A 25952-nucleotide genomic window follows, 5' to 3' on the forward strand; every position below is an offset into this window, starting at 1 on the left:
GTAACCCGACGTTACCCGACGGTCACCGCGAGCCGTCGCCTGGAACCGCACATGCCCTACGCCCTTGCGTCTACCCGGCACGCCGAGCGCGTGCGTGGCGCCGTAGAAGGCCGGCTGCCCGCGCCGTCCGATTCGCCGCGCCTCGTCTCGTCGTGGCAGCGCTCGTTCGAGCGCTATCAGCTGGACCCCGGCTCCGTGATCGGCCCGCGCGTGCTGAGCGCCGCCGAGCTGCGCGAGATCCGCGATCGCGAGGAGTCCTTTCTGCGCGCCTCCGGCCAATGCCTCACGCGGCTGCACGACATGGTGCGCGAGGCCGATTACTGCGTGATGCTGACCGACGCGCACGGCGTGACGATCGACTACCGCCTCGACCGCGAGCGCCGCAACGACTTCAAGCACGCGGGTCTCTATATCGGCTCGTGCTGGTCCGAGAGCGAGGAAGGCACCTGCGGCATCGCGAACGTGCTCACCGATCTCGCGCCCATCACGGTGCACAAGACCGACCATTTCCGCGCCGCGTTCACTACGCTCACGTGCAGCGCCGCGCCGATCTTCGCGCCGGGCGGCGAGCTGATCGGCGTACTCGATGCGTCGGCCGTGCAATCGCCCGACAATCGCGAGAGCCAGCGCATCGTCAACCAGCTCGTCCGCCAGAGCGCCACGCTGATCGAAGACGGCTATTTCCTGCATCGTCTCGCATCGTGCTGGATCCTCTTCGGTCACCAGAATCGCAACTACGTGGAAGCGCAGCCCGAGCTGCTGATTGCTTTCGACGAGAACGGCAACGTGGTCGCCGCGAACCGGCGCGCGCGCGAATGCATGCCCTGTCTCGACGGCCCGCGTCATATCGACGAGATCTTCGATTCGTCGCACGTGCAGTTGCGCGACATCGGGCGCATCGAGACTATCGCGGCGCTGCGCCTGCGCGCGAACGGCTCGATGCTGTATGCGCGCATTCGCGCGCCGCTCGGGGCGAGCGGTTACGGCGGACACAGTGCACGCAGCGGACCCAGCACCGGCGCGGCGCATGGCGCCATGCCGCTGCGGCGCGACGCCGCCGAGACGCACGAATACGACCGCAGCGCGCTCGGCCCCTTCCTGCGCAGCGCCGACGCGCGCGTGGCCGAAAACGCGCGCATTGCGCAGCGCGTGGCGGGCAAGCGCTTGCCGATCCTGCTGCTCGGCGAAACCGGCGCCGGCAAGGAAGTGTTCGCGCGCGCCATTCACGACGCCGGCGCGCGACGCAATCGTCCGTTCATCGCGGTGAATTGCGGGGCGCTGCCCGAGTCGCTGATCGAGAGCGAGCTGTTCGGCTATGCGCCGGGCGCGTTCACGGGTGCGCGGCGCCACGGCGCGCGCGGCAAGATCGCGATGGCCGACGGCGGCACGCTCTTCCTCGACGAGATCGGCGACATGCCGCTCGTGCTGCAGACGCGCCTGTTGCGCGTGCTGGCCGAGGGCGAAGTCCTGCCGCTCGGGAGCGAAACGCCGGTGCGCGTCGACATCGATGTGGTCTGCGCAACGCACCGGGACCTCGCGCAGATGGCCAGCGCGGGCGCATTCCGCGACGATCTCTACTATCGCCTGAGCGGCGCGGTGCTCACGCTGCCGCCGCTGCGCGAGCGGCGCGACATCGCGATGCTCATCGACACGGTCTTCGCGGAAGAAGCGCAGGCCGCCGGCCGGCCGCTCGCGCTCGACGCCTCGCTCGCGACGCGGCTCGCGAAGTTCGCTTGGCCCGGCAACCTGCGGCAGCTGCGCAATGCGATGCGCTACGCATGCGCCGTCTGCGACACCGTGCTGGTCGAAGCGCGGCACCTGAGCGCCGACCTCGCCGCGAGCCTGCCGCCACTCGCAGCGGCGGCCGCGTCCGGCTGCCCAGCCGGCATTCCGCCAGCGTCGCCGCTCTCCGACGAAGACGAGCGCGCACGCATCGTCGCGGCGCTCACGGCGCACCGCTGGCGTCCGAACGCCGCCGCGCAGGCGCTGGGCATCTCGCGCGCGACGCTCTACCGGCGCATGGCGAAGCTCGCCATCGTCGGGCCCCATCGCGTTTGAGCCGGTTTGCGCTGACCGCTGCGCGTTTCGCGTCGCCCGATTGCACAGAAGTATTAAATATTGTGCGGCGCGATTTACTTGCCACACTCAGGCCGGTATAAATCGAGCGCTCGCGATCCACGGATACGCCATCTGGCCTATTCTTGTACCGCAGCCCCCTCCGCTGGATGCGTCGTCCGTTCCCGGCTCACTGAAATGCCCTCAATGGAGTGATTGCCATGCTCAAGAAGCTGCTGATGCTGTTCCTCGCAATCGGCCTGTCGCTGTCCGCCGTGCTCGCCGCAGCCGTGGAAGTGAACACCGCCGACGAGACCGCGCTCGAATCGGTCAAGGGCATCGGCCCCGTCCATGCCAAGGCAATCATCGACGAACGCACGAAGAACGGCCCGTTCAAGGACGCCGACGACCTCGTGAACCGCGTCAAGGGCATTGGCCCTAAGTCGGTGCAGAACCTCGAGGCGGCAGGGCTCACGATCAACGGCTCCTCCGCGCCGCCGGCGGGCAAGACGGCCAGCGCGAAGAGCGGCAAGAGCGCCGCTGCCACGAGCGCCGCGCCCGCTGCGACCACGGCCAATCCGATGACGGCGCAGACGCCGGCGGCCGCGACCACGGCGCAAGCCGCCTCGGACACCGCCGCGGGCAAGTCGAAGCACAAGAGCAAGAAGGACAAGGCAGCCGCCGCTGCCAGCGCGCCCGAAGCGGGCTCCGCTGCGGCTGCGCCGGCCACCGCATCCGATACGAAGGCGAAAAAGCCCAAAAAGTCGAAGAAGGACAAGGCCGCATCGGCGGCGGCCGCTTCCGGCGGCTGATTGCCGCCATCGTCCGGCGCGTGCAAGCCGTACACCGGACCTAAAAAACGCGGCGCCGCGTGCGCCGTCCGATTTACCGGCCGCGCCCCCCCATCGCGGCCATCACCCAGAGAGATCGTCATGAGTCTGCTAGATACCCTCGGTTCCCTGCTCGGTTCGCAGTCGCAACAGCAAGGCGGCGGCCAGGCCCAGCTCCTCGCTGCGGCGATGGAGTTCGTCAACAACCAGCCCGGCGGGCTGAACGGCCTCATCGAGAAGTTCCAGCAAGGCGGCCTCGGCGACATCGTGCAGTCGTGGGTCGGCAACGGCGAGAACCAGCCTGTTTCGGCGGATCAACTGCACAACGTGCTCGGCTCGGACGTCGTCTCGGGTCTCGCCCAGAAGGTCGGCATGCAGCCCGACCAGGTGAGCGGCCTGCTCGCTCAGGTGCTGCCGCACGTGGTCAACGCGGGCACGCCGAACGGCGAAGTGCCGCAAGGCGGCCAGATCAACGCCGAGAGCGTGCTCGGCACGCTTGGCGGGCTGGCGTCGCTGTTCGGCGGCGGCAACAAGCAGGCGTAAGCGCCCGTTAGCGCTTCTTTACAGGCATGAAAAAAGGGCAGCGGATCACTCCGCTGCCCTTTTCGTTTCGGCTCGGCGCGCGCCTGCCGGCACGCGTCTCACCCGAGTCCGGCGACTCGCCTTAGTGCACCACGCGCTCGAACACGAACTTGCCGTCGTGCACGCCGACCGGAATCACGTCCTTCGGCCCGAACTTGCCCGCGAGGATCAGCTTGGCGACCGGGTTCTCAATCTCCTGCTGGATCGCGCGCTTGAGCGGCCGTGCGCCGAACAGCGGATCGTAACCGACCTTGGCGATCTGGCCCAGCGCCTCGTCCGACACCATGAGTTCCATGTCGAGCTTCTCCAGACGCTCGCGCAGACGCTGCAACTGGATCTTCGCAATCGACTCGATATTCGAGCGATCGAGCGCATGGAACACGACGACCTCGTCGATCCGGTTCAGGAACTCGGGGCGGAACTGCTGCTTCACTTCGTTCCACACGGCGTCCTTCACGGCTTCCTGAGGCTCACCCGCCATCGCCTGAATGAGGTGCGAACCGAGGTTCGACGTCATCACGATCACGGTGTTCTTGAAGTCGACGGTGCGGCCCTGGCCATCGGTCATGCGGCCGTCGTCGAGCACCTGCAGCAGCACGTTGAACACGTCCGGGTGCGCCTTCTCGACTTCGTCGAGCAGGATCACGCTATACGGCTTGCGACGCACGGCCTCGGTCAGATAGCCGCCCTCTTCGTAGCCCACGTATCCCGGCGGCGCGCCGATCAAACGCGCCACGCTGTGTTTCTCCATGAACTCGCTCATGTCGATGCGGATGAGGTGATCTTCCGAATCGAACAGGAAGCCCGCCAGCGCCTTGCACAGCTCGGTCTTGCCCACCCCCGTCGGCCCGAGGAACAGGAACGAGCCGTACGGCCGGTTCGGGTCCGAGAGGCCGGCGCGCGAGCGGCGAATCGCGTCGGCCACGGCGGTAATGGCCTCGTCCTGACCGATCACGCGCTCGTGCAGTTTCTCTTCGATCTGCAGCAGCTTTTCGCGCTCGCCCTGCATCATGCGCGAAACAGGAATGCCGGTCGAACGCGACACGACTTCCGCAATTTCCTCGGCGCCCACGAGCGTGCGCAGCAGGCGCAAACGCGTGGGGTTGTTCTGCTCGTTCGCCTCGGCGAGCGTCACCTGCTTGAGCTGCGCTTCGAGTTCCGGCAACTTGCCGTACTGCAGTTCCGCGACCTTTTCGAGCTTGCCTTCGCGCTGGAAGCGATTGATCTCCGCGCGCACCCGGTCGATCTCTTCCTTGATCTGCGCGCCGCCCTGCACCGCGGCCTTCTCGGTGGTCCAGATCTCTTCGAGGTCCTTATATTCGAGGCTCAGCCGGTCGATCTCTTCCTCGATCAGCTGCAGACGCTTTTGCGACGCTTCGTCCTTCTCCTTCTTGACGGCCTCGCGCTCGATCTTCAGCTGGATCAGGCGGCGATCGAGCTTGTCCATCGCTTCGGGCTTCGAATCGATTTCCATCTTGATCTTCGAAGCCGCTTCGTCGATCAGGTCGATGGCCTTGTCCGGCAGGAAACGGTCGGTGATGTAGCGATGCGAGAGCTCCGCCGCCGCGACGATAGCCGGATCGGTGATTTCCACGCCGTGGTGCAGCTCGTACTTCTCCTTCAGGCCGCGCAGGATCGCGATGGTCGCCTCGACCGACGGTTCATCGACGAGCACTTTCTGGAAGCGGCGTTCGAGCGCGGCGTCCTTTTCGATGTACTTGCGATATTCGTCGAGCGTCGTCGCGCCGATGCAGTGCAGCTCGCCGCGCGACAGCGCCGGCTTGAGCATGTTGCCCGCGTCCAGCGCGCCTTCGGCCTTGCCCGCGCCGACCATCGTGTGAATTTCGTCGATGAAGACAATGGTCTGGCCTTCGTCCTTGGCGATGTCGTTGAGCACGGCCTTCAGGCGTTCCTCGAACTCGCCGCGATATTTCGCGCCCGCGAGCAACGCGGCCATGTCGAGCGAGAGCACGCGCTTGCCCTTGAGCGTCTCGGGCACTTCGCCGTTGACGATGCGCTGCGCGAGGCCTTCGACGATGGCCGTCTTGCCCACGCCCGGTTCGCCGATCAGCACCGGATTGTTCTTGGTGCGGCGTTGCAGGATCTGGATCGAGCGGCGGATTTCGTCGTCACGGCCGATCACGGGGTCGAGCTTGCCCGACCGCGCGCGCTCGGTCAGATCGACGGTGTACTTCTTGAGCGCTTCGCGCTGGCTCTCGGCGTCCTGGCTGTGCACCTGCGCGCCGCCGCGCACCGCGACGATCGCGGCTTCGAGCGACTTGCGCGTCAGGCCGTGCTGGCGCGCGAGACGACCCGCTTCGCCCCTGTCTTCGGAAACAGCGAGCAGGAACATCTCGCTCGCGATATAGGTGTCGTTGAGCTTCTGCGCTTCCTTGTCGGCCTGATTGAGCAGACCCGTGAGCTCGCGGCCGATCTGCACGTTGCCGTCGGTGCCCTGCACCTGCGGCAAGCGGTTGATGGCGTCGTTCAGCGCGTTCTGCAGCGCCTGGACCTGCACGCCCGCACGCGACATGAGCGAGCGCGCGGAGCCGTCCTGCTGCGCGACGAGCGCAGCCAGCAGGTGAACGGGTTCGATGTACTGGTTATCGTGGCCCACCGCGAGGCTTTGCGCGTCGGCGATGGCTTCCTGGAACTTGGTGGTGAGTTTGTCGATTCTCATTTGATGCGAGACCTCCAGATTTCTAGACTGTCACCAAATTTGAGGGGGGACGCGCCGGTTTCAAGCGCTCTGGCGTCATTTTTTCCGATTTCTGCGATTCAAGCGCAGGCGGCGGCCATCGGCAACCCCTGCCGCGGCGTGAGAAAACGGGGAAAGAATGCGAGGCGGCCGCAGCCGCGCGAGGCAAAGCGCCGCGGCTCGGGGAGATGAAAAACGAAGAGGTGACGCCGACGCGTCCTTCAATGCTCGCGTGAAGACGCGGAGCGCGCTGCCTGCGCGCGCGGCATGAACTGGATTGGCGCGAGGCCGAGCAGCCCGGTCAGTTCGCCTGCCGGCTGCGCCAGCTCGCCGATGGTATGGCGGTCGAGTTCCGCGAGAAACGCATCGCGCGCCGCCGCCAGTGCGTGCTTGAGCCGGCACTGCGGCTCGATGACGCAGCTGCGCCGGTCGCCATGCTCGTCCGGAAAGCAGCCGACCAGCGAGAAGTCACTTTCCGTCTCACGGACGACCGCGCCAACGCTCAGCTCGAGCGATGCAGGCGCGAGCCGCAAGCCGCCATTGCGCCCGCGGACGGTGTCGACCCAGCCAAGCTCGCCAAGGCGCTGCACGACTTTCATCAGATGATTCTTCGATACGCCGTAGGCGTCCGAGATCTCCTGGATCGTGGCCAGGCTGTCGCGACGCAGCGCGAGATACAGCATCACGCGCAACGAATAGTCGGTGTAGTCGGTCAGTCTCATGGCGGTCGCAATGACAGAGGTGGTGCGGGTGACAGAAACCCACACAATAACATGCAGGTAGCATGCAGGTTTTGCCTGGACTGGGTATGATTGTCACTTCGATGGACGCTTCGCAGTGCCTGGCAGCTTGCATGCGGCTCACTGTCGCACCGTGCCGGCGCCCCGCCGCCGACTACACTCCAGGCACCCCAGGTATCACCCAGGCCCCAAATGACTCGCCCCGACACCCGCCCCGCTGCCACGCTGCACGCCCAGCCGACTGAAGAGAACCTCCGCGAACTCGTCTACGCGTTCTACGACCGCGTGCGCGACGACGCCATGCTCGGACCGGTGTTCGACGGCGTGCTCGCCGGGCGCTGGGACGAACATCTGCCGAAAATGTGCCGCTTCTGGTCGAGTCTCGTGCTCGGCACCAAAAGCTACCGCGGCAACGTGCAGCAGGCGCACGATCCGGTGCCCGGCGTCGAACCGCAGCATTTCAGCCGCTGGCTCTATCTTTTCCTCGATACGGTTCAGGCTCGCTACGAGCCCGCGGCGGCGGTGCAGTTCATGGAACCCGCGTTGCGGATTGCGCAAAGCCTGCAACTGAGCCGCTTTGGCTGGGACTACACGATTCCGCCCGAGCAACAGGCCCTTCTCGATCGCGTAGCGCCGCGCAGGCGCCCCGCCAGCCACGGCCACGACTTGCCTACGCGCCCGACCGGCGAGCCGTTTCCGGCCCGTTTCATTGGCCGCCAGATGGATGCCGACGAGAGCACGCCGGCAGAGTGAGCGCATCTGCTTTCAGGGCGGCGCGGAAATAGGCAGTTAGTTGCGTTACAAGGGGGCGGCGGTGAACTACATCTGTCCCTTCACCCCGGCGGACGAGCACCTAGCTGGATTCCCGCGAAGCGTTCCCCGACGCCACACCCCAGCGCGCCAGCGCCGTATCGTCGCTCTCGCGTGCATCGACCCAGCGCGCGCCCTGCTCCGTCTCTTCCTTCTTCCAGAACGGCGCCTCGGTCTTGAGGTAATCCATCACGAACTCGCAGGACGCGAACGCGTCGCCGCGATGCTTCGAGGTGGTCGCGACCAGCACGATCTGGTCGAGCGGCTCGAGCTTGCCCACCCTGTGTACGATCAGCACCTCGATGCCCGCCCAGCGCCGCTGCGCTTCGGCGACGATCGCCTCCAGCGCCTTCTCGGTCATGCCCGGATAGTGCTCGAGTTCGAGCGAGGCGATCGTGCTGCCATCGTTCAGATCGCGCACCGTGCCGACGAAGCACGCCACCGCGCCGATCGCCGGATTGCGCGCACGCAGCTGCGCCACCTCGGCGGTGAGGTCGAAATCTTCCGTTTGTACGCGCACGGGCATCGTGAGTCTCCTGTGACGCTCAGCCGCCCGTCACCGGCGGGAAAAACGCCACTTCGCAGCCCTCGGTGATGCGCGTGCGCGGATCCGTCATCACGTGATTGCAGGCCATGCGCAGCGCGCGGCCTTCCGCCAGCGTCTCGGCCCAGACACCGCCACGCGCACGCAGCCAGCCGCGCACGTCGCCGACCGTCGCGATGCCGTCCGGCAGCGTGACCGTTTCGTCCGCGACGCCAAGCGCCTCGCGCACACTGGCAAAAAATTTCAACTGGATCTTCATCGCTCGAGGCTTTTCAGTACAGCAATTCGGTGAACGGAATAAAGCGCACGGTCTCGCCGGCGCTGATCACATGATTGGGCGGATTGTCGATGAGACCGTCGCCCCAGACCGTGGAGGTGAGAACCGCCGAACTCTGGTTCGGGAACAGGTCGAGACCGCCAGCCGGGTTCACGCGCGCGCGCAGGAATTCGTTGCGGCGGTCGCTCTTCGCCTGGGTGAAATCGGCACGCAGCGAGAGCGCGCGCGGGCTCACCTGCGTCGCGCCCGCAAGCCGCAGCAGGAACGGACGCACGAACAACAGAAAGGTGACGAAACTCGACACCGGGTTGCCCGGCAGCCCGATGAAGAACGCCTCGCCGGTTCCCGCGTTCGTCGCCCCTTGCGCCCGACGCACTGCGCCGAACGCGAGCGGCTTGCCCGGCTTCATGGCGATCTGCCACAGGTTGATGCGGCCTTCGGCCTCGACGGCAGGCCGCACGTGATCCTCCTCGCCGACCGAGATGCCGCCCGAGGTGAGGATGAGGTCGTGGGCGGCGGCCGCCTCGCGCAGCGTCGCGCGTGTGACGTCGAGCTGGTCCGGCACGATGCCGTAGTCGGTGACTTCGCAGCCGAGGTTGCGCAAGAGGCCCGTGAGCGTGAAGCGGTTCGAGTTGTAGATCGCGCCGGGCTTGAGCGGCTCGCCCGGCATCGTCAGCTCGTCGCCGGTGAAGAACACCGCGACCTTCACGCGGCGCACGACGGTGAGCGTGGCGCACCCGACCGACGCCGCGAGCCCGAGCGCCGCCGGCGTGAGGCGCGTGCCCGCCGGCAGGATCACCGTGTTCTTGCGGATATCGGCGCCCTGCGCCGTGATCCATTCGCCCGCCTTGGGCGTGTGCAGAAAAGTAACGGCGCCTTCCGCGGCCTCGGTCTGCTCCTGCATCACCACGGCGTCCGCGCCCGGCGGCACCGTCGCGCCCGTGAAGATGCGCGCCGCCGTGCCCGCCGCGAGCGGCTGTGGCGCGTGACCCGCGGGAATGCGCTGGGAAACCGGCAGACGGCGGCTGCCTTGCGCGAGATCGGCCACGCGCACCGCGTAGCCGTCCATTGCGCTCGTATGCATCGGCGGCACGTCGAGCGGCGAAACGACGTCTACGGCGAGCACGCGGTTCAGCGCGTCGAACGTCGAAATCGTTTCGGCGCCGGCGAGCGGCTGCGCCGCGGCAAGCAGCGCGGCGAGGGCGTCGGCGGTGGAGAGCATCGACGCGCGCGGCGCGGGCGCCGGCGCAGCGGAAGACGGGGACGTAGGCGTGGACATCGAGGTCGTCTCGGACTTGGCGGCGGGGCCGCCAGCAGCGGTTGGTCTGCCGTTATTGTAGCGGCGCGACCGGCGCGCTGTGCCTTATGCCGTGGATATCCCTGGCGCGCGATGCCTGCGCATGCGCACGATCGGCTGAAGTGATGCAGCGGACGGGTTCGGGCAACCCGCCGCCGCGTAAAAGCTGAGGCGATGTCGACACGCCGGGACCGCGAACCGATCCGGCCCCGGCTGCGTCGATCAGTCCGCCGTATGAGCGGCGATATAGTCCTTCACGCGCTGGGCGTCGGCCGGCACGACTTCGAAGCGCTGCGGCAGCGCCTCGAGGCCTTCGAACGCCGCCGGACGCTCCGGCTCGCGGTCCAGCGCTTCGCGAATCGTCTCGCCGAACTTCACCGGCTGCGCGGTTTCGAGCACGATCATCGGCACACCGGGCTGCAGGTGTTCGCGGGCGACCTTCACGCCGTCGGCCGTATGGGTGTCGATCATCGTCTGGTAGCGCGAGTAGATGTCGCGAATCGTGGCGATGCGGTCGTCGTGGCTGCTGCGGCCCGAAACGAAGCCGAACTGCTGCACGCGCACGAAGTCGCCGCTCGCCACGAGATCGAAGCCGCCCTTCTCCTCGACGTCGCGGAACAGCTGCGTCACGCGCGCCGGATCGCGGCCCAGCAAGTCGTACACGAAGCGCTCGAAATTCGACGCCTTCGAGATGTCCATGCTCGGGCTCGTCGTGTGATACGTCTCGGCCGAGCCGCGCACGCGATAAATGCCGGTGCGGAAGAACTCGTCGAGCACGTCGTTCTCGTTGGTCGCGACCACGAGCTTTTCGATCGGCAGGCCCATCATGCGCGCGATATGGCCCGCGCATACGTTGCCGAAGTTGCCCGAGGGCACCGTGAACGAAACGCGCTCGTCGTTCGACTTCGTCGCCGCGAAGTAGCCGGCAAAGTAGTACACGACCTGCGCCACGACGCGCGCCCAGTTGATCGAATTGACCGTGCCGATCTTCTGCTGCGCCTTGAACGCGTGGTCGTTCGAAACCGCCTTGACGATGTCCTGGCAGTCGTCGAACACGCCTTCAACAGCCAGATTGAAGATGTTCGGGTCCTGCAGGCTGAACATCTGCGCCGTCTGGAACGCGCTCATCTTCCTGTGCGGCGAAAGCATGAACACGCGCACGCCCTTCTTGCCGCGCATCGCGTATTCCGCCGCGCTGCCGGTGTCGCCCGAGGTCGCGCCGAGAATGTTCAGCTCCTGGCCGGCCTTCGCGAGCGCGTACTCGAACAGGTTGCCGAGCAGCTGCATCGCCATGTCCTTGAACGCGAGCGTCGGACCGTTCGAGAGTTCGAGCAGCGAGAGCTGCGCGCCGTTTTCCTCGCCAAGCGTGGTGAGCGGCGTGATCTTGCTCGCGTCTTCGCCATGGCGCACGTTGCGGTAGGTCTCGCCCGTGTAGGTGCGGCGCGCGATCTCGCGCAGGTCGTCGGCGGGAATGTCGCCGGCGAACTTCGAGAGGATCTCGAACGCGAGATCCGCGTACGAAAGGCCGCGCCAGCGCGCCAGTTCTTCCTTGCTGATCTGCGGATACTCGGCCGGCAGATACAGGCCGCCGTCGCGCGCGAGGCCGCCCAGCAGGATGTCGGAAAACGAATGATGCTCGCCGGCGCCCGCGCCGCGCGTAGATACGTAATTCATAGCCCTTGCCTTAGTTCAGTCCTTCCATGCGCAGCTTCGTGACCTGCGACTTCACCGTCGCGAGCTTCTCGATCTGCGCGATCGCCGCGTTGACGTTCTTCTCGATCGTCTCGTGGGTGATCAGGATGATGTCGGTTTCCGCCTTGCCTTGCGCGTCGACCTGCTCCGCTTCCTTTTGCAGCAGCGCGTCGATCGAGATGCCGCTGTCCGCCAGGATGCGCGTGATGGCCGCCATCACGCCGGTCTGGTCCGCCACGCGCAGGCGCAGGTAGTAGCCGCTCGTGACTTCGTCGATCGGCAGGATCGGCGTGTTCGAGAGGCTGTCCGGCTGGAATGCCAGATGCGGCACGCGGTGCTCGGGGTCGGCCGTGTGCAGACGCGTCACATCGACGAGATCGGCCACCACGGCGGAGGCCGTCGGCTCCGCACCCGCGCCCTTGCCGTAGTACAGCGTCGTGCCCACCGCGTCGCCATGCACGACCACCGCGTTCATCGCACCTTCCACGTTGGCGAGCAGGCGCTTGGCCGGAATCAGCGTGGGATGCGTGCGCAGCTCGATGCCGCGCTCGGTGCGGCGCGCGATGCCGAGCAGCTTGATGCGATAGCCCAGCTCTTCCGCGTACTTGATGTCGATGGCGTCGAGCTTGCTGATGCCTTCCACGTACGCCTTGTCGAACTGCACGGGCACGCCGAACGCGATCGCGCTCATGATCGTCGCCTTGTGCGCGGCGTCCACACCTTCGATGTCGAAGGTCGGATCGGCTTCGGCGTAGCCCAGTTCCTGCGCGGCTTTCAATGCGGTCGCGAAGTCGAGCCCGCGCTCGCGCATTTCCGAGAGGATGTAGTTGGTCGTGCCGTTGATGATGCCGGCGATGTACTGGATGCGGTTGGCCGTGAGGCCTTCGCGCAGCGCCTTGATGATGGGGATGCCGCCCGCCACGGCCGCCTCGAACGCGACCATCACGCCCTTGGCGCGCGCCGCTTCGAAGATCTCGGTGCCGTGCACCGCCAGCAGCGCCTTGTTCGCCGTGACGACATGCTTGCCATTGGCAATCGCGCGCAGCACGAGATCCCTGGCGAGCGTCGTGCCGCCGATCATTTCGGCGACGATCGAAATCGAGGGATCGTCGACCACGGCGTTGAAGTCGGTCGTCAGGTCGACGCTGCCGGCTTCACTGCCGAGCGCCGTCGTGGCCTTGGCCGGGTTGCGCACGGCAATGCGCGCCACCTCGATGCCGCGGCCCGCGCGGCGTTTGATTTCTTCCTGGTTGCGGCGCAGTACCGTGAAGGTGCCGCTGCCCACCGTGCCGAAGCCCAAGAGACCTACTTTGATCGGATCCATGCAGCGTGTGTTCGTCCAAGTGTTTGAAAAGGGAATGCGTGTGACTGGCTCAGGTGCCGTGCCGCTGACGATAACCGTCGAGGAAGCGCGCGATGCGGTTGATCGAATCGGTCAGGTCGTCGACGTTCGGCAGGAACACCACGCGGAAGTGGTCCGGCTGCTTCCAGTTGAAGCCCGTGCCCTGCACGAGCAGCACGCGCTCCTGCAGCAGCAGATCGAGGATGAACTGCTGGTCGTTCTCGATCGGATAGAGCTTCGGGTCGAGGCGCGGGAACATGTAGAGCGCTGCCTCGGGCTTCACGCAGGTCACGCCGGGAATGGCCGTGAGCATGTTGTACGCGAGTTCGCGCTGGCGATACAGGCGCCCGCCCGGCTGGATCAGCTCGTTGATGCTCTGGTAGCCGCCCAGCGCCGTCTGGATCGCGTACTGGCCCGGCACGTTCGCGCACAGGCGCATCGAGGCGAGAATGCCGAGACCTTCCGTGTAGTCCTTCGAGCGGCGGCGGTTTTCCCCCGTCATGCCCGAGAGGAACATCCAGCCCGCGCGGTAGCCGCACGCGCGATAGCTCTTCGACAGGCTGTTGAGCGTGACGGTGATCACGTCTTCCGAGAGCGAGCCGAGCGCCGTGTGCGTCTTGCCGTCGTAGATGATCTTGTCGTAGACCTCGTCGGCGAACAGGATCAGGCCGTGCTCGCGCGCGATCGCCACGAGCCCGCGCAGCAGGTCGTCAGAATAAAGCGCGCCGGTCGGGTTGTTCGGGTTGATGACGACGATCGCGCGCGTGTTCGGCGTGATCTTCGAGCGGATGTCGTCGAGGTCGGGCATCCACGCGTTCGACTCGTCGCAGATGTAGTGCACGGGCGTGCCGCCCGAGAGGCTCACCGCCGCCGTCCACAGCGGATAGTCGGGCGCGGGCAGCAGCACTTCGTCGCCGTCGTTCAGGAGCGCCTGCATGGCCATGACGATCAGTTCGGACGCGCCGTTGCCGATGTAGATGTCGTCGAGCTCGACGCCCTTGATGCCCTTTTGCTGCGCGTAATGCATGATCGCCTTGCGCGCGGCGAACACACCCTTCGAATCCGAATACCCCGAGGAGCCCGGCAGGTTCAGGATCATGTCCTGAATGACCTCGTCGGGCGCGTCGAAACCGAACGGCGCAAGATTGCCGATGTTCAGCTTGATGATGCGATGGCCTTCTTCTTCGAGGCGCTTCGCGTGCTCGAGCACCGGCCCGCGGATGTCGTAGCAAACGTTCTGCAGCTTGTTGGATTTGAGAATCGGTTTCACGGCGGGCTATCGGTCAGAGAAGCGGTCAGAGAATCAGTCAGGGCGTCAGCGGCGAGTAAGACGCGGTAAAAGGGCTGGAACAGGCTGAAATGCCGTTGACCGGCCGGCGGATGGCGCCTTGGCGGACAGGACAGGCAAGGGGGCCGGAGGGCGCCCCCGGCGGGACAAAAGCCGTGCACGATTGCGAAGGGAGCGCCGGGCGCACGCGCGACGCTTCGCAAAGCGTACGCTGGTGGCCAACCCGACTTCCCCAAAACCGCCCCGGCAGCTTGTGGCTGCCCTCGCCCGATGCGCGGATGGCGCGCGTAGCGGCCTGCCGGCGCGGTCTACCCGCGGGCGCCGCCGCAGCGGCGGCTAAAAAGCTATAATTTAGCGGATTTTGACCAACTTCCGCAATGCGCAATCGGCCAGGAGGCGGGTCGCGAAGCGGGTGACACGGCGGGCTGCAAGGCGGTTCGCGCCGAGGCCGGCGTCGGCACAGGATATGCGCCCTCTCGCTTGCGCACCCGACCTGCCCTTACCCCGGAACCCCGTTTTGAAACTACACCAGGACTCCAGCGCCGCGCTGAACACCGTGACCGGTTACGGCGCCGACTACGTCGAAGTGAACCTCGAACGCCATACGGGCAGCATCATCGTGATGCCAGAAGCGCCGGTCACCCCCTGGCCGGTGCAGTCGTTCGACGCCCTCACGCCCGAGCTCTTCGAGCTGCTGCTCCCGCTGAACCCCGAAGTGGTCGTGTTCGGCAGCGGAGAGCGGCTGCGCTTTCCGCATCCGCGCCTGACCGCGGCGCTGGCCGCGAAGCGCATCGGCGTGGAGGCAATGGACTTCAAGGCCGCCTGCCGCACCTACAACATCCTCATGGCCGAAGGCCGCCGCGTGGCGGCCGCGCTTCTGATCGAAAGCTGACGCGCCTTAAGCTTGCCATCAGGTCGCCGCGCGGCGGCGTAGTACACTTGCGCGCCGCGTGCGTAGCGCGTGCTCCGGACCTGGCCCGCACACCGCGCGCGGCCAGCGCGCACGCTTCGCACCCCGACCGCAACGACTGCAACAAGAACAGGCTGAAACCCATGAACGATACGCCATCGAGGCTACCGCTCAAGCGCAGCACGATCCTGCTCCTGATCCTCGCCCTCGCCGTGATCTGGTTCCTGCCGCTCGGCTGGCGCCACCTGCTGCCGAGCGACGAAGGACGCTACGCCGAAATGGCGCGCGAAATGCTCGCGAGCGGCGACTGGATCACGCCGCGCTACAACGACTACAAGTACTTCGAAAAGCCGCCGCTGCAAACCTGGATGAACGCGCTCACGTTCGCGTGGTTCGGCATCGGCGAGTGGCAGGCGCGCCTGTACACGGCGCTCACCGGCTTCGCGGGCGTGCTGCTGATCGGCTTCACCGGCGCGCGCGTGTTCAACGCCGCCACGGGCTTCTTCGCCGCGGTCGTGCTCGCCTGCGCGCCGTACTGGAACCTGATGGGCCACTTCAACACGCTCGACATGGGCCTGTCGTTCTGGATGCAGCTCTCGCTGTGCGCCCTGCTGCTCGCGCAGCGTCCGAGCCTGCCCAAAGCGAACGCGCGCCTGTGGATGTGGCTGTGCTGGGCGGCCATGGCGATGGCGGTGCTGTCCAAGGGCCTCGTCGGCCTGATCCTGCCAGGCGCCGTGCTGGTGCTCTATACGGCGATTTCGCGGGACTGGGCGCTCTGGAAGCGCCTCTATCTCGTGAGCGGCCTGATCGTGTTCTTCGCGATCGTGTCGCCGTGGTTCATCCTCGTGCAGCAGCGCAATCCCGAGTTCTTCAACTTCTTCTTCATCGTCCAGCAGTTCCAGCGCTACCTCACGCCCGCGCAGAACCGCCCCGGCCCGTTCTACTACTTCGTGCCGGTCATGCTGGTGGGCTTCCTGCCGTGGCTTTCGGTCAGCGTGCAGAGCGTGCGCCATGCGCTGCGCGCGCCGCGTCAGCCTAACGGTTTCTCGCCCGTCACGCTGATGATCGTGTGGACGGTGTTCATTTTCCTGTTCTTCAGCGCCTCACACTCCAAGCTCGTCTCCTACGTCCTGCCGATCGCGCCGCCCGTGGCGCTCATCATCGGCATGTATCTGCCGGTCATGACGCGCGCCCAGTGGAACAAGCATCTCGCGGGCTACGCGCTGTTTGCCGTCGTGCTGATGGCGGGCTCGTTCGTGCTCACGCGGCTCGGCGACGCGCGCAATCCGAACGCGCTCTACCGGGAGTTCCAGGTCTGGGTGTTCGCCGCGGCCGCGGTGGCCTTCGTCGTCACCATGGTCGGCCTGCGCCTGAACCGCGCGAAGCGCACGCCCGAAACCGGCGCGCGCGCACCGGTGCTCGCGCTCGGCACGGCGTGGCTGCTGCTCGCGACCATTGCGGGCACGGGCCACGACGTGTTCGGCACCCTGAGTTCCGGCGCGCCGCTCGCGCCCGCGGTGCGCGCCGCCATCGCGAAGCTGCCGCCCGACACGCCGTTCTACTCGGTGGGCGTACTCGACCACACCCTGCCCTTCTACGTGCGCCATACGATGACGATGGTCGAAGTCACCGACGAACTGGCCTTCGGCATCTCCGAGGAACCGCAAAAATGGGTGCCGACCATTGCCGACTGGGAGGCGCGCTGGAAGGCCGACCGCTATGCGCTCGCGCTGATTCCCGTGAAGCGTTACGAAGAACTGGCCGCGCAGGGCCTGCCGATGCAGGTGATCGCCCGCGACGCGCGGCGCGTGATCGTTGAAAAGCCGCAATCCTGAGTGCTTCCTGGCCCCGAATGACGCATGGGCGATAATCGGGCCGCGCCGGCTCGGCCTACGCGGGCCGGCCTGCGCGGCGTGGCCCGGCTCCCGCCCCAACCCGATAACCCGTTGAACCACCCTTTCCGATGAATCCGATTTCCCTCATCTGCATCCTCGCCGGCGTCGGCCTCAACGCATGCGCGCAACTGTTGCTGAAAGCGGGTGTCAATGCCGTTGGACACTTCGAATTCAGCCGTGCGAACATCTTGCCCATTGGCGTGAAGCTCGCGACGCAAGTGCCGATTCTCGGCGGCCTCACCTGCTACGTGTTCAGCGTGGTCGTGTGGATCGTCGGGCTCTCGCGCGTGGACGTCTCGATCGCCTACCCGATGCTCTCGCTCGGCTACGTGGTCAACGCGTTCGCGGCGTGGTATCTGTTCGGCGAGGTGCTGAGCGTGCAGCGGCTCGTGGGTATCGGCATCATCCTGATCGGCGTGTTCGTGCTGGCGCGCAGCTGACGCGCCGCGGCGCGCGTTTCTGGCGCGCGTGGCGAGGCCGCTTGCAGCGCAGCATATTGCGCCCATATAAGCATTTCGTAAGATGCGCCGCGGCGGCCTTGCTGCCCGGCCCCACTTTCTGACGAGCAAAGAGCAAAGCACTCATGACCCAGTCATCCCCGCAGTCGCCCCTTCCGTTCCTGCCGTTCGTGCGTCCCGAAATCGACGAGGAAACCATCCAGGGCGTCGCCGACGTGCTGCGCTCGGGGTGGATCACGACCGGCCCGCAGAACCAGGCGTTCGAAGCGGCGCTCTCCGAATACTGCGGCGGCCGTCCCGTGCGCACCTTCAACTCGGGCACGGCGACGCTCGAAATCGGTTTGCGCCTTGCCGGCGTGGGTCCCGGCGACGAAGTCATCACCACGCCCGCCTCGTGGGTCGCGACCAGCAATGTGGTCTATGAAGTCGGCGCGACGCCCGTGTTCGCCGACATCGATCCCGTCACGCGCAACATCGACCTCGACAAGCTCGAAGCCGCCATCACGCCGAAGACCAAAGCGATCATCCCGGTCTTCCTCTCGGGCCTGCCCGTCGACATGGACCGGCTCTACGCGATCGCCCGCCAGCACAAGCTGCGTGTGATCGAGGACGCCGCGCAGGCGTTCGGTTCGAGCTGGAACGGCAAGCGTATCGGCGCGATCGGCGACATCGTCTCGTTCAGCTTCCACGCCAACAAGAACCTCACGTCGATCGAAGGCGGCGCGCTCGTCCTCAACGACGAAGCCGAAGCCGTGCTCGCACAGAAGTACCGCCTCCAGGGCATTACGCGCACGGGCTTCGACGGCATGGACTGCGACGTGCTCGGCGGCAAGTACAATCTCACGGATGTGGCGGCGCGCGTCGGCCTTGGCCAGCTCAAGCACATCGAGCGCTTCATCCGGCAGCGCCGCGAGCTTGCGCGGGCTTACTTCGCGGGCTTCGAAGGCGGCGCGGCGGTTAAGCTCGGCGTCGGCCTGCCGCTCGCCGATTTCGCCAACAGCAACTGGCACATGTTCCAGATCACGCTACCCCTCGACCAGCTCGCGATCGACCGCGCCGGTTTCATGGGCGAACTCAAGGAGCGCGGCATCGGCTCGGGCGTGCATTACCCGGCCATCCACCTCTTCACGCTCTACCGCGAGCGTGGTTTCAGGGCGGGCATGTTCCCGCACGCGGAGCGCTTCGGCGCGAGCACGGTTACGCTGCCGCTCTTCACGCAGATGACCGAAGCCGACGTGGGGCGCGTGTGCAGCGCGGTGAACGAGATTTGCGCGAAATTTGCGAAGTAGTTGGCAAGACAGGCAGTAACGGAAGTCGGGGACGGGATACCGCCGCCTCGACGGGCATGGGACCCGAGCCAGCGCCAAAGCGCCAATTCGGGTCGACACAGGGGAAACGCAGGCGGACGGCGCAGCGCACGCGCCGCCGATTTGCGCATGCAGCAAACCGAAGCATCCAATAACGGAATCGACGCACACATGAGTCAAACGGAACAAGGCACCTTGACCCCGGACACGCCGGAAGTCTCGGTCATCATTCCGGTCTACAACGAGGAAGCTGGCCTTCCCGCGCTGTTCGCGCGCCTGTATCCGGCGCTCGACAAGCTCGGCACCTCGTACGAAGTGATCTTCATCAACGACGGCAGCCGCGACCGCTCGGCCGCGATGCTCGCGGAGCAGTTCCGCGCGCGGCCCGATACCACGCGCGCGATCCTGCTCAACGGCAACTACGGCCAGCACATGGCGATTCTCGCGGGCTTCGAGCAGGCCCGCGGGGAGATCGTCATCACGCTCGACGCCGACCTGCAGAATCCGCCCGAGGAAATCGGCAAGCTCGTCGAGAAGATGCGCGAGGGCTACGACTACGTCGGCACCATCCGCAAGCAGCGCCAGGACAGCCTCTGGCGGCGCAAGGCCTCGCAGGCGATGAACCGTCTGCGCGAGCGCATCACGCGCATCAAGATGACCGACCAGGGCTGCATGCTGCGCGCGTACAACCGCCGCATCATCGACACGATCAACCGCTGCGGCGAAATCAACACCTTCATTCCGGCGCTCGCCTACACGTTCTCGCAGAACCCGGTCGAGGTCGAGGTGGCGCACGAAGAGCGCTTCGCGGGCGAATCGAAGTACTCGCTCTACAGCCTGATTCGCCTGAATTTCGACCTCGTGACGGGCTTCTCCGTCGTGCCGCTGCAGTGGCTCTCGTTCATCGGCGTGATCCTCTCGCTCGGCTCGGCAGGCCTCTTCCTGCTGCTGCTGATCCGCCGCTTCATCCTCGGCGCGGAAGTGCAAGGCGTGTTCACGCTCTTCGCCATCACGTTCTTCCTGCTCGGCGTGATCATCTTCGCGCTCGGTCTGCTCGGCGAGTACATCGGCCGCATCTACCAGCAGGTGCGCGCGCGTCCGCGTTACCTGATCCAGACGATCCTCGAGGAGCGTAATGGCCGCGCCGTCGTCGATACGCCGCGCCAGGATTTCATGCAGGCCGCCGCCTTCGCGCAGCCGGCTGAACCCACGCGAACGGCCGGTACGGTTGCACGGCCGGCCACCACGAACCCGGCCAACGAAGGAGCTGGCCAATGAAACCGCGCGCCGTTGTCTTCGCGTATCACAACGTGGGCGTGCGCTGTCTGCAGGTGTTGCTCGCGGGCGGCGTCGACGTGGCGCTCGTCGTCACGCATGAAGACAGCCCGACCGAAAACATCTGGTTCGGCAGCGTGAAGTCGGTGGCCGAGGAGCATGGCATCGAGGTCGTCACGCCCGCCGACCCGAAGAGCGCCGAGCTGCGCGCGGCCGTTTCCGCGGCGCGCCCGGACTTCATCTTCTCGTTCTACTACCGGCACATGCTGCCCGTGGACCTGCTCGCGCTCGCCGGGCGCGGCGCGTACAACGTGCACGGCTCGCTGCTGCCGAAATACCGCGGCCGCGTACCCACGAACTGGGCCGTGCTCAACGGCGAAACCGAAACGGGCGCCACGCTGCACGAAATGGGCGCGAAGCCCGACGCGGGCGCGATCGTCGCGCAGACCCCGGTGCCGATCCTGCCCGACGACACCGCCGCGCAGGTCTTCGACAAGGTGACGGTCGCCGCCGAGCAGACGCTCTGGCGGGTGCTGCCCGCGCTGATCGCGGGCGAAGCGCCGCATCTGCCGAACGATCTCACGAAGGGCAGCTACTACGGCGGGCGCAAGCCGGAAGACGGCCGCATCGACTTCGGCGAGAGCGCGCAGCACGTGTACAACCTGATCCGCGCCGTTGCGCCGCCCTATCCGGGCGCGTTCACCGACATCGGCAACGAGCGTTTCGTGATTGCCCGCGCGCGTCTCGTGCGCCCCGGCTCGCAAGACGCCGAAAGGGTCCGCCCCCTCGCCGGATTGCCCGCCGGCATCCACGTAAGCGATAATGCGTTTTTCGCCGTCTGCGGCGACGCACGCGCCATCGCGATCCACGAACTGCGGCACCAGCACGATGGTCAAGAGACCGTCGTCAGCCCTGCCGCGTTCTCCGAACTCATTTCATCTGTCCCCCGTCCATGACCAAAAAAGTTCTGATCCTGGGTGTGAACGGCTTTATCGGCCACCACCTCTCCAAGCGCATCCTCGAAAACACGAACTGGGAAGTGTTCGGCATGGACATGCAGACGGATCGCCTCGGCGACCTCGTCAAGCATGAGCGGATGCACTTCTTCGAAGGCGACATCACGATCAACAAGGAGTGGGTCGAGTATCACGTCAAGAAGTGCGACGTGATCCTGCCGCTGGTCGCCATCGCGACGCCCGCCACCTACGTGCAGCAGCCGCTGCGCGTGTTCGAGCTCGACTTCGAAGCGAACCTGCCGATCGTGCGTTCGGCCGTGAAGTACCGCAAGCACCTCGTCTTCCCGTCGACCTCGGAAGTCTATGGCATGTGCTCGGACGAGCAGTTCGACCCGGACGCGTCGGCGCTGACCTACGGCCCGATCAACAAGCCGCGCTGGATCTACGCGTGCTCGAAGCAGCTGATGGACCGCGTGATCTGGGGCTACGGCATGGAAGGCCTGAACTTCACGCTGTTCCGTCCGTTCAACTGGATCGGCCCGGGCCTCGACTCGATCTACACGCCGAAGGAAGGTTCGTCGCGCGTCGTGACGCAGTTCCTCGGCCACATCGTGCGCGGCGAGAACATCAGCCTCGTGGATGGCGGCGCGCAAAAGCGCGCGTTCACCGACATCGACGACGGCATCGAAGCGCTCATGAAGATCATCGAGAACAAGGACGGCGTCGCCACGGGCAAGATCTACAACATCGGCAACCCGACCAACAACTTCTCGGTGCGCGAGCTCGCGCACAAGATGCTCGCGCTCGCCGCCGAATTCCCGGAGTACGCGGAAACGGCGAAGAAGGTGCAGCTCGTCGAAACGTCGTCGGGCGCGTACTACGGCGCGGGCTATCAGGACGTGCAGAATCGCGTGCCGAAGATCGACAACACGAAGCAGGAACTCGGCTGGGCGCCGAAGTCGACCTTCGACGAAGCGCTGCGCAAGATCTTCGAAGCGTACCGCGGCCACGTCGCCGAAGCGCGTGCGCTCGTCGAGCAACACTAAGCATCAGAGAAAGGTCCCCGCCTCTTGGCTCGCATCGTCCTGAAAATCGACGTCGACACGCTGCGCGGCACGCGCGAAGGCGTGCCGAACCTCGCGCGCATCTTCGACCGCTACAAGGCGCGCGCCACGTTCCTGTTCAGCCTCGGCCCCGATCACACGGGCTGGGCGCTGCGCCGCGTGCTGCGGCCGGGCTTTCTCAAGAAGGTCTCGCGCACCTCGGTGGTCGAACACTACGGCGTCAAGCAGCTGATGTACGGCGTGCTGCTGCCGGGCCCCGACATCGGCGTGGAAGCCGCTGCTGAAATGCGCGCGATTCACGAAGCCGGCTTCGAGTGCGGCATCCATACGTGGGATCACGTGTACTGGCAGGACAACGTGCGCAAGCGTGACGCGCAGTGGACCGCGCGCCAGATGCAGAAGAGCCACGACCGCTTCACGCGCATCTTCGGCACGCCGCCCGTCACGCACGGCGCGGCGGGCTGGCAGATGAACGAGGCCGCCTTCGAGCAGATCGACACGTGGGGCATGCGCTACGCCTCCGACGGGCGCGGTCATTCGCCCTACCGTCCGGTGGTGGCGGGCCGCACGCTGAACCACGTGCAGATGCCCACCACGCTGCCCACGCTCGACGAGGTGCTCGGCGTGGATGGCGTCGATACCGATACGGTCGCCGCCTGGATGCTCAAGCGCACCGAAAACAACCCGCACGACCAGGTCTTCACGCTGCACGCCGAACTCGAAGGCCAAAAGCTCGCCCCGGTGTTCGAGCAGCTGCTCGCCGGCTGGCGCGCGCAAGGCCACACGTTTGCCACGATGGGCGACTACCATGCGACGCTGGACCCGGATTCGCTGCCATCGTACCCTGTCACCTGGGGCGAGATCGCCGGCCGCTCCGGCCAGCTGATCGTTCAGCCCGACTGAATCCGCCGCCCGCGCGCCGCTCAGTGCCTGCCAGGACCCACGCCCGCGCAACACCCCCCGCCGCGGGCGGCACGCCGTTCCGGCGAACCGGCGCCGCGCGCTGCGGCAACGCCAGCCAATAACAAAGGGAGAGCCACGTGCCTGACGTGACCATCGCAGTCGACCACCCCGTTCCCGACTTCACCGCCCCCGCTACCGGCGGCGACTTCACGCTGTCGAGCCTGAAGGGCAGCAAGGTGGTGCTGTACTTCTATCCGAAAGACAACACGCCGGGCTGCACGACCGAAGGCCTGCAGTTCCGCGACCTCTCTCCGAAGTTCAAAAAGGCCGGCGCGCAGATCGTGGGCGTGTCGCGCGACAGCGTGCGCTCGCACGATAACTTCAAGGCCAAGCTCGAACTGCCGTTTACCTTGGTATCGGATGCCGACGAAGCGCTGTGCACGCTCTTCGACGTCATCAAATTGAAGAAAATGTATGGCAAAGAGGTACGAGGGATCGAACGCTCGACCTTCCTGATCGACGCGACCGGCGTGCTGCGCCAGGAGTGGCGCGGCATCAAGGTCCCGGGCCATGTCGAGGAAGTTCTGGAGGCTGTACAAGCGCTTTGAGGAGCGTTATATTGGGCTGCAATGAGTCCCTGTCCAACCCTTTTTACGTCGCGTTGCGGCGGTTTCGCAGCCGGTCATGGAATGACCGGAAGTGCGTATCCGAGGCAACGGGACAACACCGAAGTGAAGCCGCTTGCCTCGTCATCCGGGGCGGCGGCTTTTTTGTTTGTTCGATGCTGTTCTCTCCCGCTTTTCCCCCTGTTCGTGCCGGCTTTGCGACCCGGCGCGCGCAACCGTCAAGGAGCTGATCGAAAACCAGGCGAACCGGCATTTTCTGACCTGAGCGCGCACCTTGCGCAGTAACGGCGGAGGCCTACCCGGCACCCGCACGCACCGCCCGAAAGCGCGCCTTACTGGGTAACCCCGCGACCACTCGACCCGATTTTTTCGAGGGACACCATGCCTTTGCCTACTCCCCCCAGCAAGCTCGGCAACCTGCTGCCGCCCGAAGAATACAAGGCGCGTGCCCGCACGACGCGCAGCACACGCAAGGCCGCGAGCGAGAACGACGCGGCCGACGTTGCAGAATACGGCCCCGGCAGTGTCGCCGAGCCGATGACGCAGGCCGCCAACGCCGCGACCACCTTGCGCACGGTGCCGCTTTCGAGCGCCAGCGCCGAACTGGCCGCGCTCGAACCGGTCGCACCCGCGCCCGCGCGCAACAAGCGCAACAACAGCAAGCAAGTCGCGGCCGCGCTGCTGCAGCCTCTCGAGGCACGCATCGAAGCTGACGAGACGCCCGTGGCGCGCGGCGGCAAACCCGCCTCGGCCAAAGCCTCCGGCGGCGCTGCTGCGCCCGCCGCGCGCGCCGGCGCGAAAAAACGCTTGCATCCAGAAGAGAGCACCGAAGTTCAGAAGCTCTTCGTGCTCGACACGAACGTGCTGATGCACGACCCGACCTGCCTGTTCCGTTTCGAGGAACACGACGTCTATCTGCCGATGATGACGTTGGAAGAACTCGACAACCACAAGAAGGGCATGTCGGAAGTGGCGCGCAACGCGCGCCAGGTGAGCCGCACGCTCGACCAGCTGGTCGCCAACGCGGGCCCGATCTCGGAAGGCATTTCGCTCGGCCGCCTCGGCAGCCGCGAGGCGCTTGGGCGCCTGTACTTCCAGACCACGCTCACGCATATCGATCCGGTCGACGGCCTGCCCCAGGGCAAGGCCGATAACCAGATCCTCGGCGTGGTGCGCGCGCTGCAGCGCGACCGGCCGGACCGCCTCGTCGTGCTGGTGTCGAAAGACATCAACATGCGCATCAAGGCCCATGCGCTCGGCCTGCCCGCGGAAGACTACTTCAACGACCAGGTTCTCGAAGACAAGGACCTGCTCTACTCGGGCGTGCGCGCGCTCCAGCAGGACTTCTGGTCGAAGCACGCCAAGGGCATGGAGTCCTGGCAGGACACCAAGACCGGCACGACGTATTACCGCGTGACGGGTCCCGAGTGCCTGTCGATGCTCGTGAACGAGTTCGTCTATCTCGAGCCGCAGAACGGCGAACCGGCGTTCCATGCGATCGTGCGCGAACTCAACGGCAAGACGGCGCTCCTGCAGACGCTGCGCGACTATGGCCACCACAAGAACAACGTGTGGGGCATCACGGCGCGCAACCGCGAGCAGAACTTCGCGCTGAACCTGCTGATGAACCCGGAGATCGACTTCGTCACGCTGCTCGGCCAGGCCGGCACGGGCAAGACGCTCGTCGCGCTCGCGGCGGGCCTCGCGCAGGTGCTCGACGAGAAGCGCTACAACGAGATCATCGTCACGCGCGCGACCGTGCCGGTCGGCGAGGACATCGGCTTCCTGCCGGGCACCGAAGAGGAAAAGATGCAGCCGTGGATGGGCGCCTTCGACGACAACCTCGAAGTGCTCCAGAAGACCGATGACGCCGCCGGCGAATGGGGCCGCGCCGCGACCCAGGAGCTGATCCGCTCGCGCCTGAAGGTCAAGAGCATGAACTTCATGCGCGGCCGCACGTTCGTGGACAAGTATCTGATCATCGACGAGGCGCAGAACCTCACGCCAAAGCAGATGAAGACGCTCGTCACGCGCGCGGGTCCAGGCACGAAGATCGTGTGTCTCGGCAACATCGCGCAGATCGACACGCCGTATCTGACCGAAGGCAGCTCCGGCCTCACCTACGTGGTGGACCGCTTCAAGGGCTGGGCGCACAGCGGCCACGTGACGCTCGCACGCGGCGAACGCTCGCGGCTTGCCGATTACGCGTCCGATATCCTGTAATCCATTCGCTGGGCGCCGCCTTTCGCGGGCGCCCGTGCAGATGGCGAGGACCGTATCCGGGGCACCGGATACGGTCCTTTTTTATTGCCCGGGCGTCCCCCAGGCACAACAGTTGGCGCACGAACTTCAAGTAAGTTGTGAAGAATTGTTGCGGAAGCCGTGACGGGCGGGCTACCATCC

The 25952-nt window shown here is 66.0% G+C and carries 22 protein-coding genes; 14 read left to right on the forward strand and 8 right to left on the reverse strand.

Features of this window, described 5'->3' with window-relative positions:
• Positions 1-51: 51 nt before the first annotated feature.
• The 3 genes from AB4Y40_RS02790 (at position 52) to AB4Y40_RS02800 (ending at position 3428) form a co-directional block, all read left to right on the forward strand.
• Entirely contained in the window at positions 52-2058 is a 2007-nt protein-coding gene (locus tag AB4Y40_RS02790) for a sigma-54-dependent Fis family transcriptional regulator (protein ID WP_368686364.1), read from the forward strand.
• Positions 2059-2276: 218 nt separating this feature from the next.
• Complete coding sequence (locus AB4Y40_RS02795; protein WP_368686365.1) at positions 2277-2867, forward strand: ComEA family DNA-binding protein; 591 nt, start codon at positions 2277-2279, stop codon at positions 2865-2867.
• A 120-nt stretch (positions 2868-2987) separates the two neighbouring features.
• Positions 2988-3428 carry a YidB family protein gene (locus tag AB4Y40_RS02800; protein WP_342920471.1) on the forward strand — a complete coding sequence of 147 codons (441 nt, stop codon included), beginning with the start codon at positions 2988-2990 and terminating at the stop codon, positions 3426-3428.
• Between the two features lie 121 nt (positions 3429-3549).
• Here AB4Y40_RS02800 and clpB read toward each other — a convergent pair whose 3' ends face one another.
• A complete protein-coding gene (gene clpB / locus AB4Y40_RS02805) occupies positions 3550-6147 on the reverse strand; it encodes an ATP-dependent chaperone ClpB (protein ID WP_368686366.1) in 2598 nt (865 codons plus the stop codon).
• A 239-nt stretch (positions 6148-6386) separates the two neighbouring features.
• Positions 6387-6887 carry an Rrf2 family transcriptional regulator gene (locus AB4Y40_RS02810; RefSeq protein WP_342920473.1) on the reverse strand — a complete coding sequence of 167 codons (501 nt, stop codon included), beginning with the start codon at positions 6885-6887 and terminating at the stop codon, positions 6387-6389.
• Positions 6888-7097: 210 nt separating this feature from the next.
• Here AB4Y40_RS02810 and AB4Y40_RS02815 point away from each other — a divergent pair, with 210 nt between their 5' ends.
• On the forward strand, positions 7098-7658 hold the full coding sequence (locus AB4Y40_RS02815) for a group III truncated hemoglobin (protein WP_368686367.1): 561 nt from the start codon (positions 7098-7100) through the stop codon (positions 7656-7658).
• A 100-nt stretch (positions 7659-7758) separates the two neighbouring features.
• On the opposite strand, the gene AB4Y40_RS02820 is transcribed toward AB4Y40_RS02815, so the two are convergent.
• From AB4Y40_RS02820 to AB4Y40_RS02845, 6 genes are all read right to left on the reverse strand, one after another.
• Positions 7759-8241, reverse strand: coding sequence for a molybdenum cofactor biosynthesis protein MoaE (locus AB4Y40_RS02820; RefSeq protein ID WP_368686368.1), 483 nt, complete (start codon positions 8239-8241; stop codon positions 7759-7761).
• Positions 8242-8260: 19 nt separating this feature from the next.
• On the reverse strand, positions 8261-8518 hold the full coding sequence (moaD, locus tag AB4Y40_RS02825; RefSeq protein ID WP_254314079.1) for a molybdopterin converting factor subunit 1: 258 nt from the start codon (positions 8516-8518) through the stop codon (positions 8261-8263).
• A gap of 13 nt (positions 8519-8531) precedes the next feature.
• Entirely contained in the window at positions 8532-9758 is a 1227-nt protein-coding gene (glp, locus tag AB4Y40_RS02830) for a gephyrin-like molybdotransferase Glp (protein WP_368686706.1), read from the reverse strand.
• Between the two features lie 297 nt (positions 9759-10055).
• A complete protein-coding gene (gene thrC / locus AB4Y40_RS02835) occupies positions 10056-11507 on the reverse strand; it encodes a threonine synthase (protein ID WP_368686369.1) in 1452 nt (483 codons plus the stop codon).
• A 10-nt stretch (positions 11508-11517) separates the two neighbouring features.
• Positions 11518-12849: a homoserine dehydrogenase gene (locus tag AB4Y40_RS02840; RefSeq protein WP_368686370.1), complete on the reverse strand. Its 1332-nt coding sequence runs from the start codon at positions 12847-12849 to the stop codon at positions 11518-11520.
• A gap of 49 nt (positions 12850-12898) precedes the next feature.
• Positions 12899-14137 carry a pyridoxal phosphate-dependent aminotransferase gene (locus AB4Y40_RS02845; RefSeq protein ID WP_069267526.1) on the reverse strand — a complete coding sequence of 413 codons (1239 nt, stop codon included), beginning with the start codon at positions 14135-14137 and terminating at the stop codon, positions 12899-12901.
• A gap of 535 nt (positions 14138-14672) precedes the next feature.
• Between AB4Y40_RS02845 and AB4Y40_RS02850 the strand changes: the two genes are divergently transcribed.
• The 10 genes from AB4Y40_RS02850 (at position 14673) to AB4Y40_RS02895 (ending at position 25772) form a co-directional block, all read left to right on the forward strand.
• The gene (locus AB4Y40_RS02850) at positions 14673-15047 is read left to right on the forward strand and encodes an Mth938-like domain-containing protein (protein ID WP_342920479.1); all 375 of its coding nucleotides are present in this window, start codon (positions 14673-14675) and stop codon (positions 15045-15047) included.
• 161 nt (positions 15048-15208) lie between these two features.
• Positions 15209-16900 (forward strand): glycosyltransferase family 39 protein, encoded by a 1692-nt coding sequence (locus AB4Y40_RS02855; protein WP_368686371.1) that lies wholly within the window; start codon positions 15209-15211, stop codon positions 16898-16900.
• Between the two features lie 128 nt (positions 16901-17028).
• Entirely contained in the window at positions 17029-17400 is a 372-nt protein-coding gene (locus AB4Y40_RS02860; RefSeq protein WP_368686372.1) for an SMR family transporter, read from the forward strand.
• 143 nt (positions 17401-17543) lie between these two features.
• On the forward strand, positions 17544-18707 hold the full coding sequence (locus AB4Y40_RS02865; protein WP_368686373.1) for a DegT/DnrJ/EryC1/StrS family aminotransferase: 1164 nt from the start codon (positions 17544-17546) through the stop codon (positions 18705-18707).
• Positions 18708-18896: 189 nt separating this feature from the next.
• Positions 18897-20003, forward strand: coding sequence for a glycosyltransferase (locus AB4Y40_RS02870; RefSeq protein ID WP_368686374.1), 1107 nt, complete (start codon positions 18897-18899; stop codon positions 20001-20003).
• Positions 20000-20956: a formyltransferase gene (locus AB4Y40_RS02875; protein ID WP_368686375.1), complete on the forward strand. Its 957-nt coding sequence runs from the start codon at positions 20000-20002 to the stop codon at positions 20954-20956. Before AB4Y40_RS02870 ends, AB4Y40_RS02875 begins: the two co-directional genes overlap by 4 nt.
• Positions 20953-22002 carry a bifunctional UDP-4-keto-pentose/UDP-xylose synthase gene (locus AB4Y40_RS02880; protein ID WP_368686376.1) on the forward strand — a complete coding sequence of 350 codons (1050 nt, stop codon included), beginning with the start codon at positions 20953-20955 and terminating at the stop codon, positions 22000-22002. The genes AB4Y40_RS02875 and AB4Y40_RS02880 overlap by 4 nt, the downstream gene beginning before the upstream one ends.
• Positions 22003-22026: 24 nt before the next feature.
• Positions 22027-22923, forward strand: a complete 897-nt coding sequence (locus AB4Y40_RS02885; RefSeq protein WP_028204907.1) for a polysaccharide deacetylase family protein — start codon at positions 22027-22029, stop codon at positions 22921-22923.
• A 146-nt stretch (positions 22924-23069) separates the two neighbouring features.
• On the forward strand, positions 23070-23531 hold the full coding sequence (locus AB4Y40_RS02890) for a peroxiredoxin (protein ID WP_368686707.1): 462 nt from the start codon (positions 23070-23072) through the stop codon (positions 23529-23531).
• A gap of 399 nt (positions 23532-23930) precedes the next feature.
• On the forward strand, positions 23931-25772 hold the full coding sequence (locus AB4Y40_RS02895) for a PhoH family protein (RefSeq protein WP_368686377.1): 1842 nt from the start codon (positions 23931-23933) through the stop codon (positions 25770-25772).
• Positions 25773-25952: the final 180 nt, after the last annotated feature.

The sequence above is a fragment of the Paraburkholderia sp. EG287B genome (genome assembly GCF_040965595.1).
Taxonomy (GTDB): Bacteria; Pseudomonadota; Gammaproteobacteria; order Burkholderiales; family Burkholderiaceae; genus Paraburkholderia.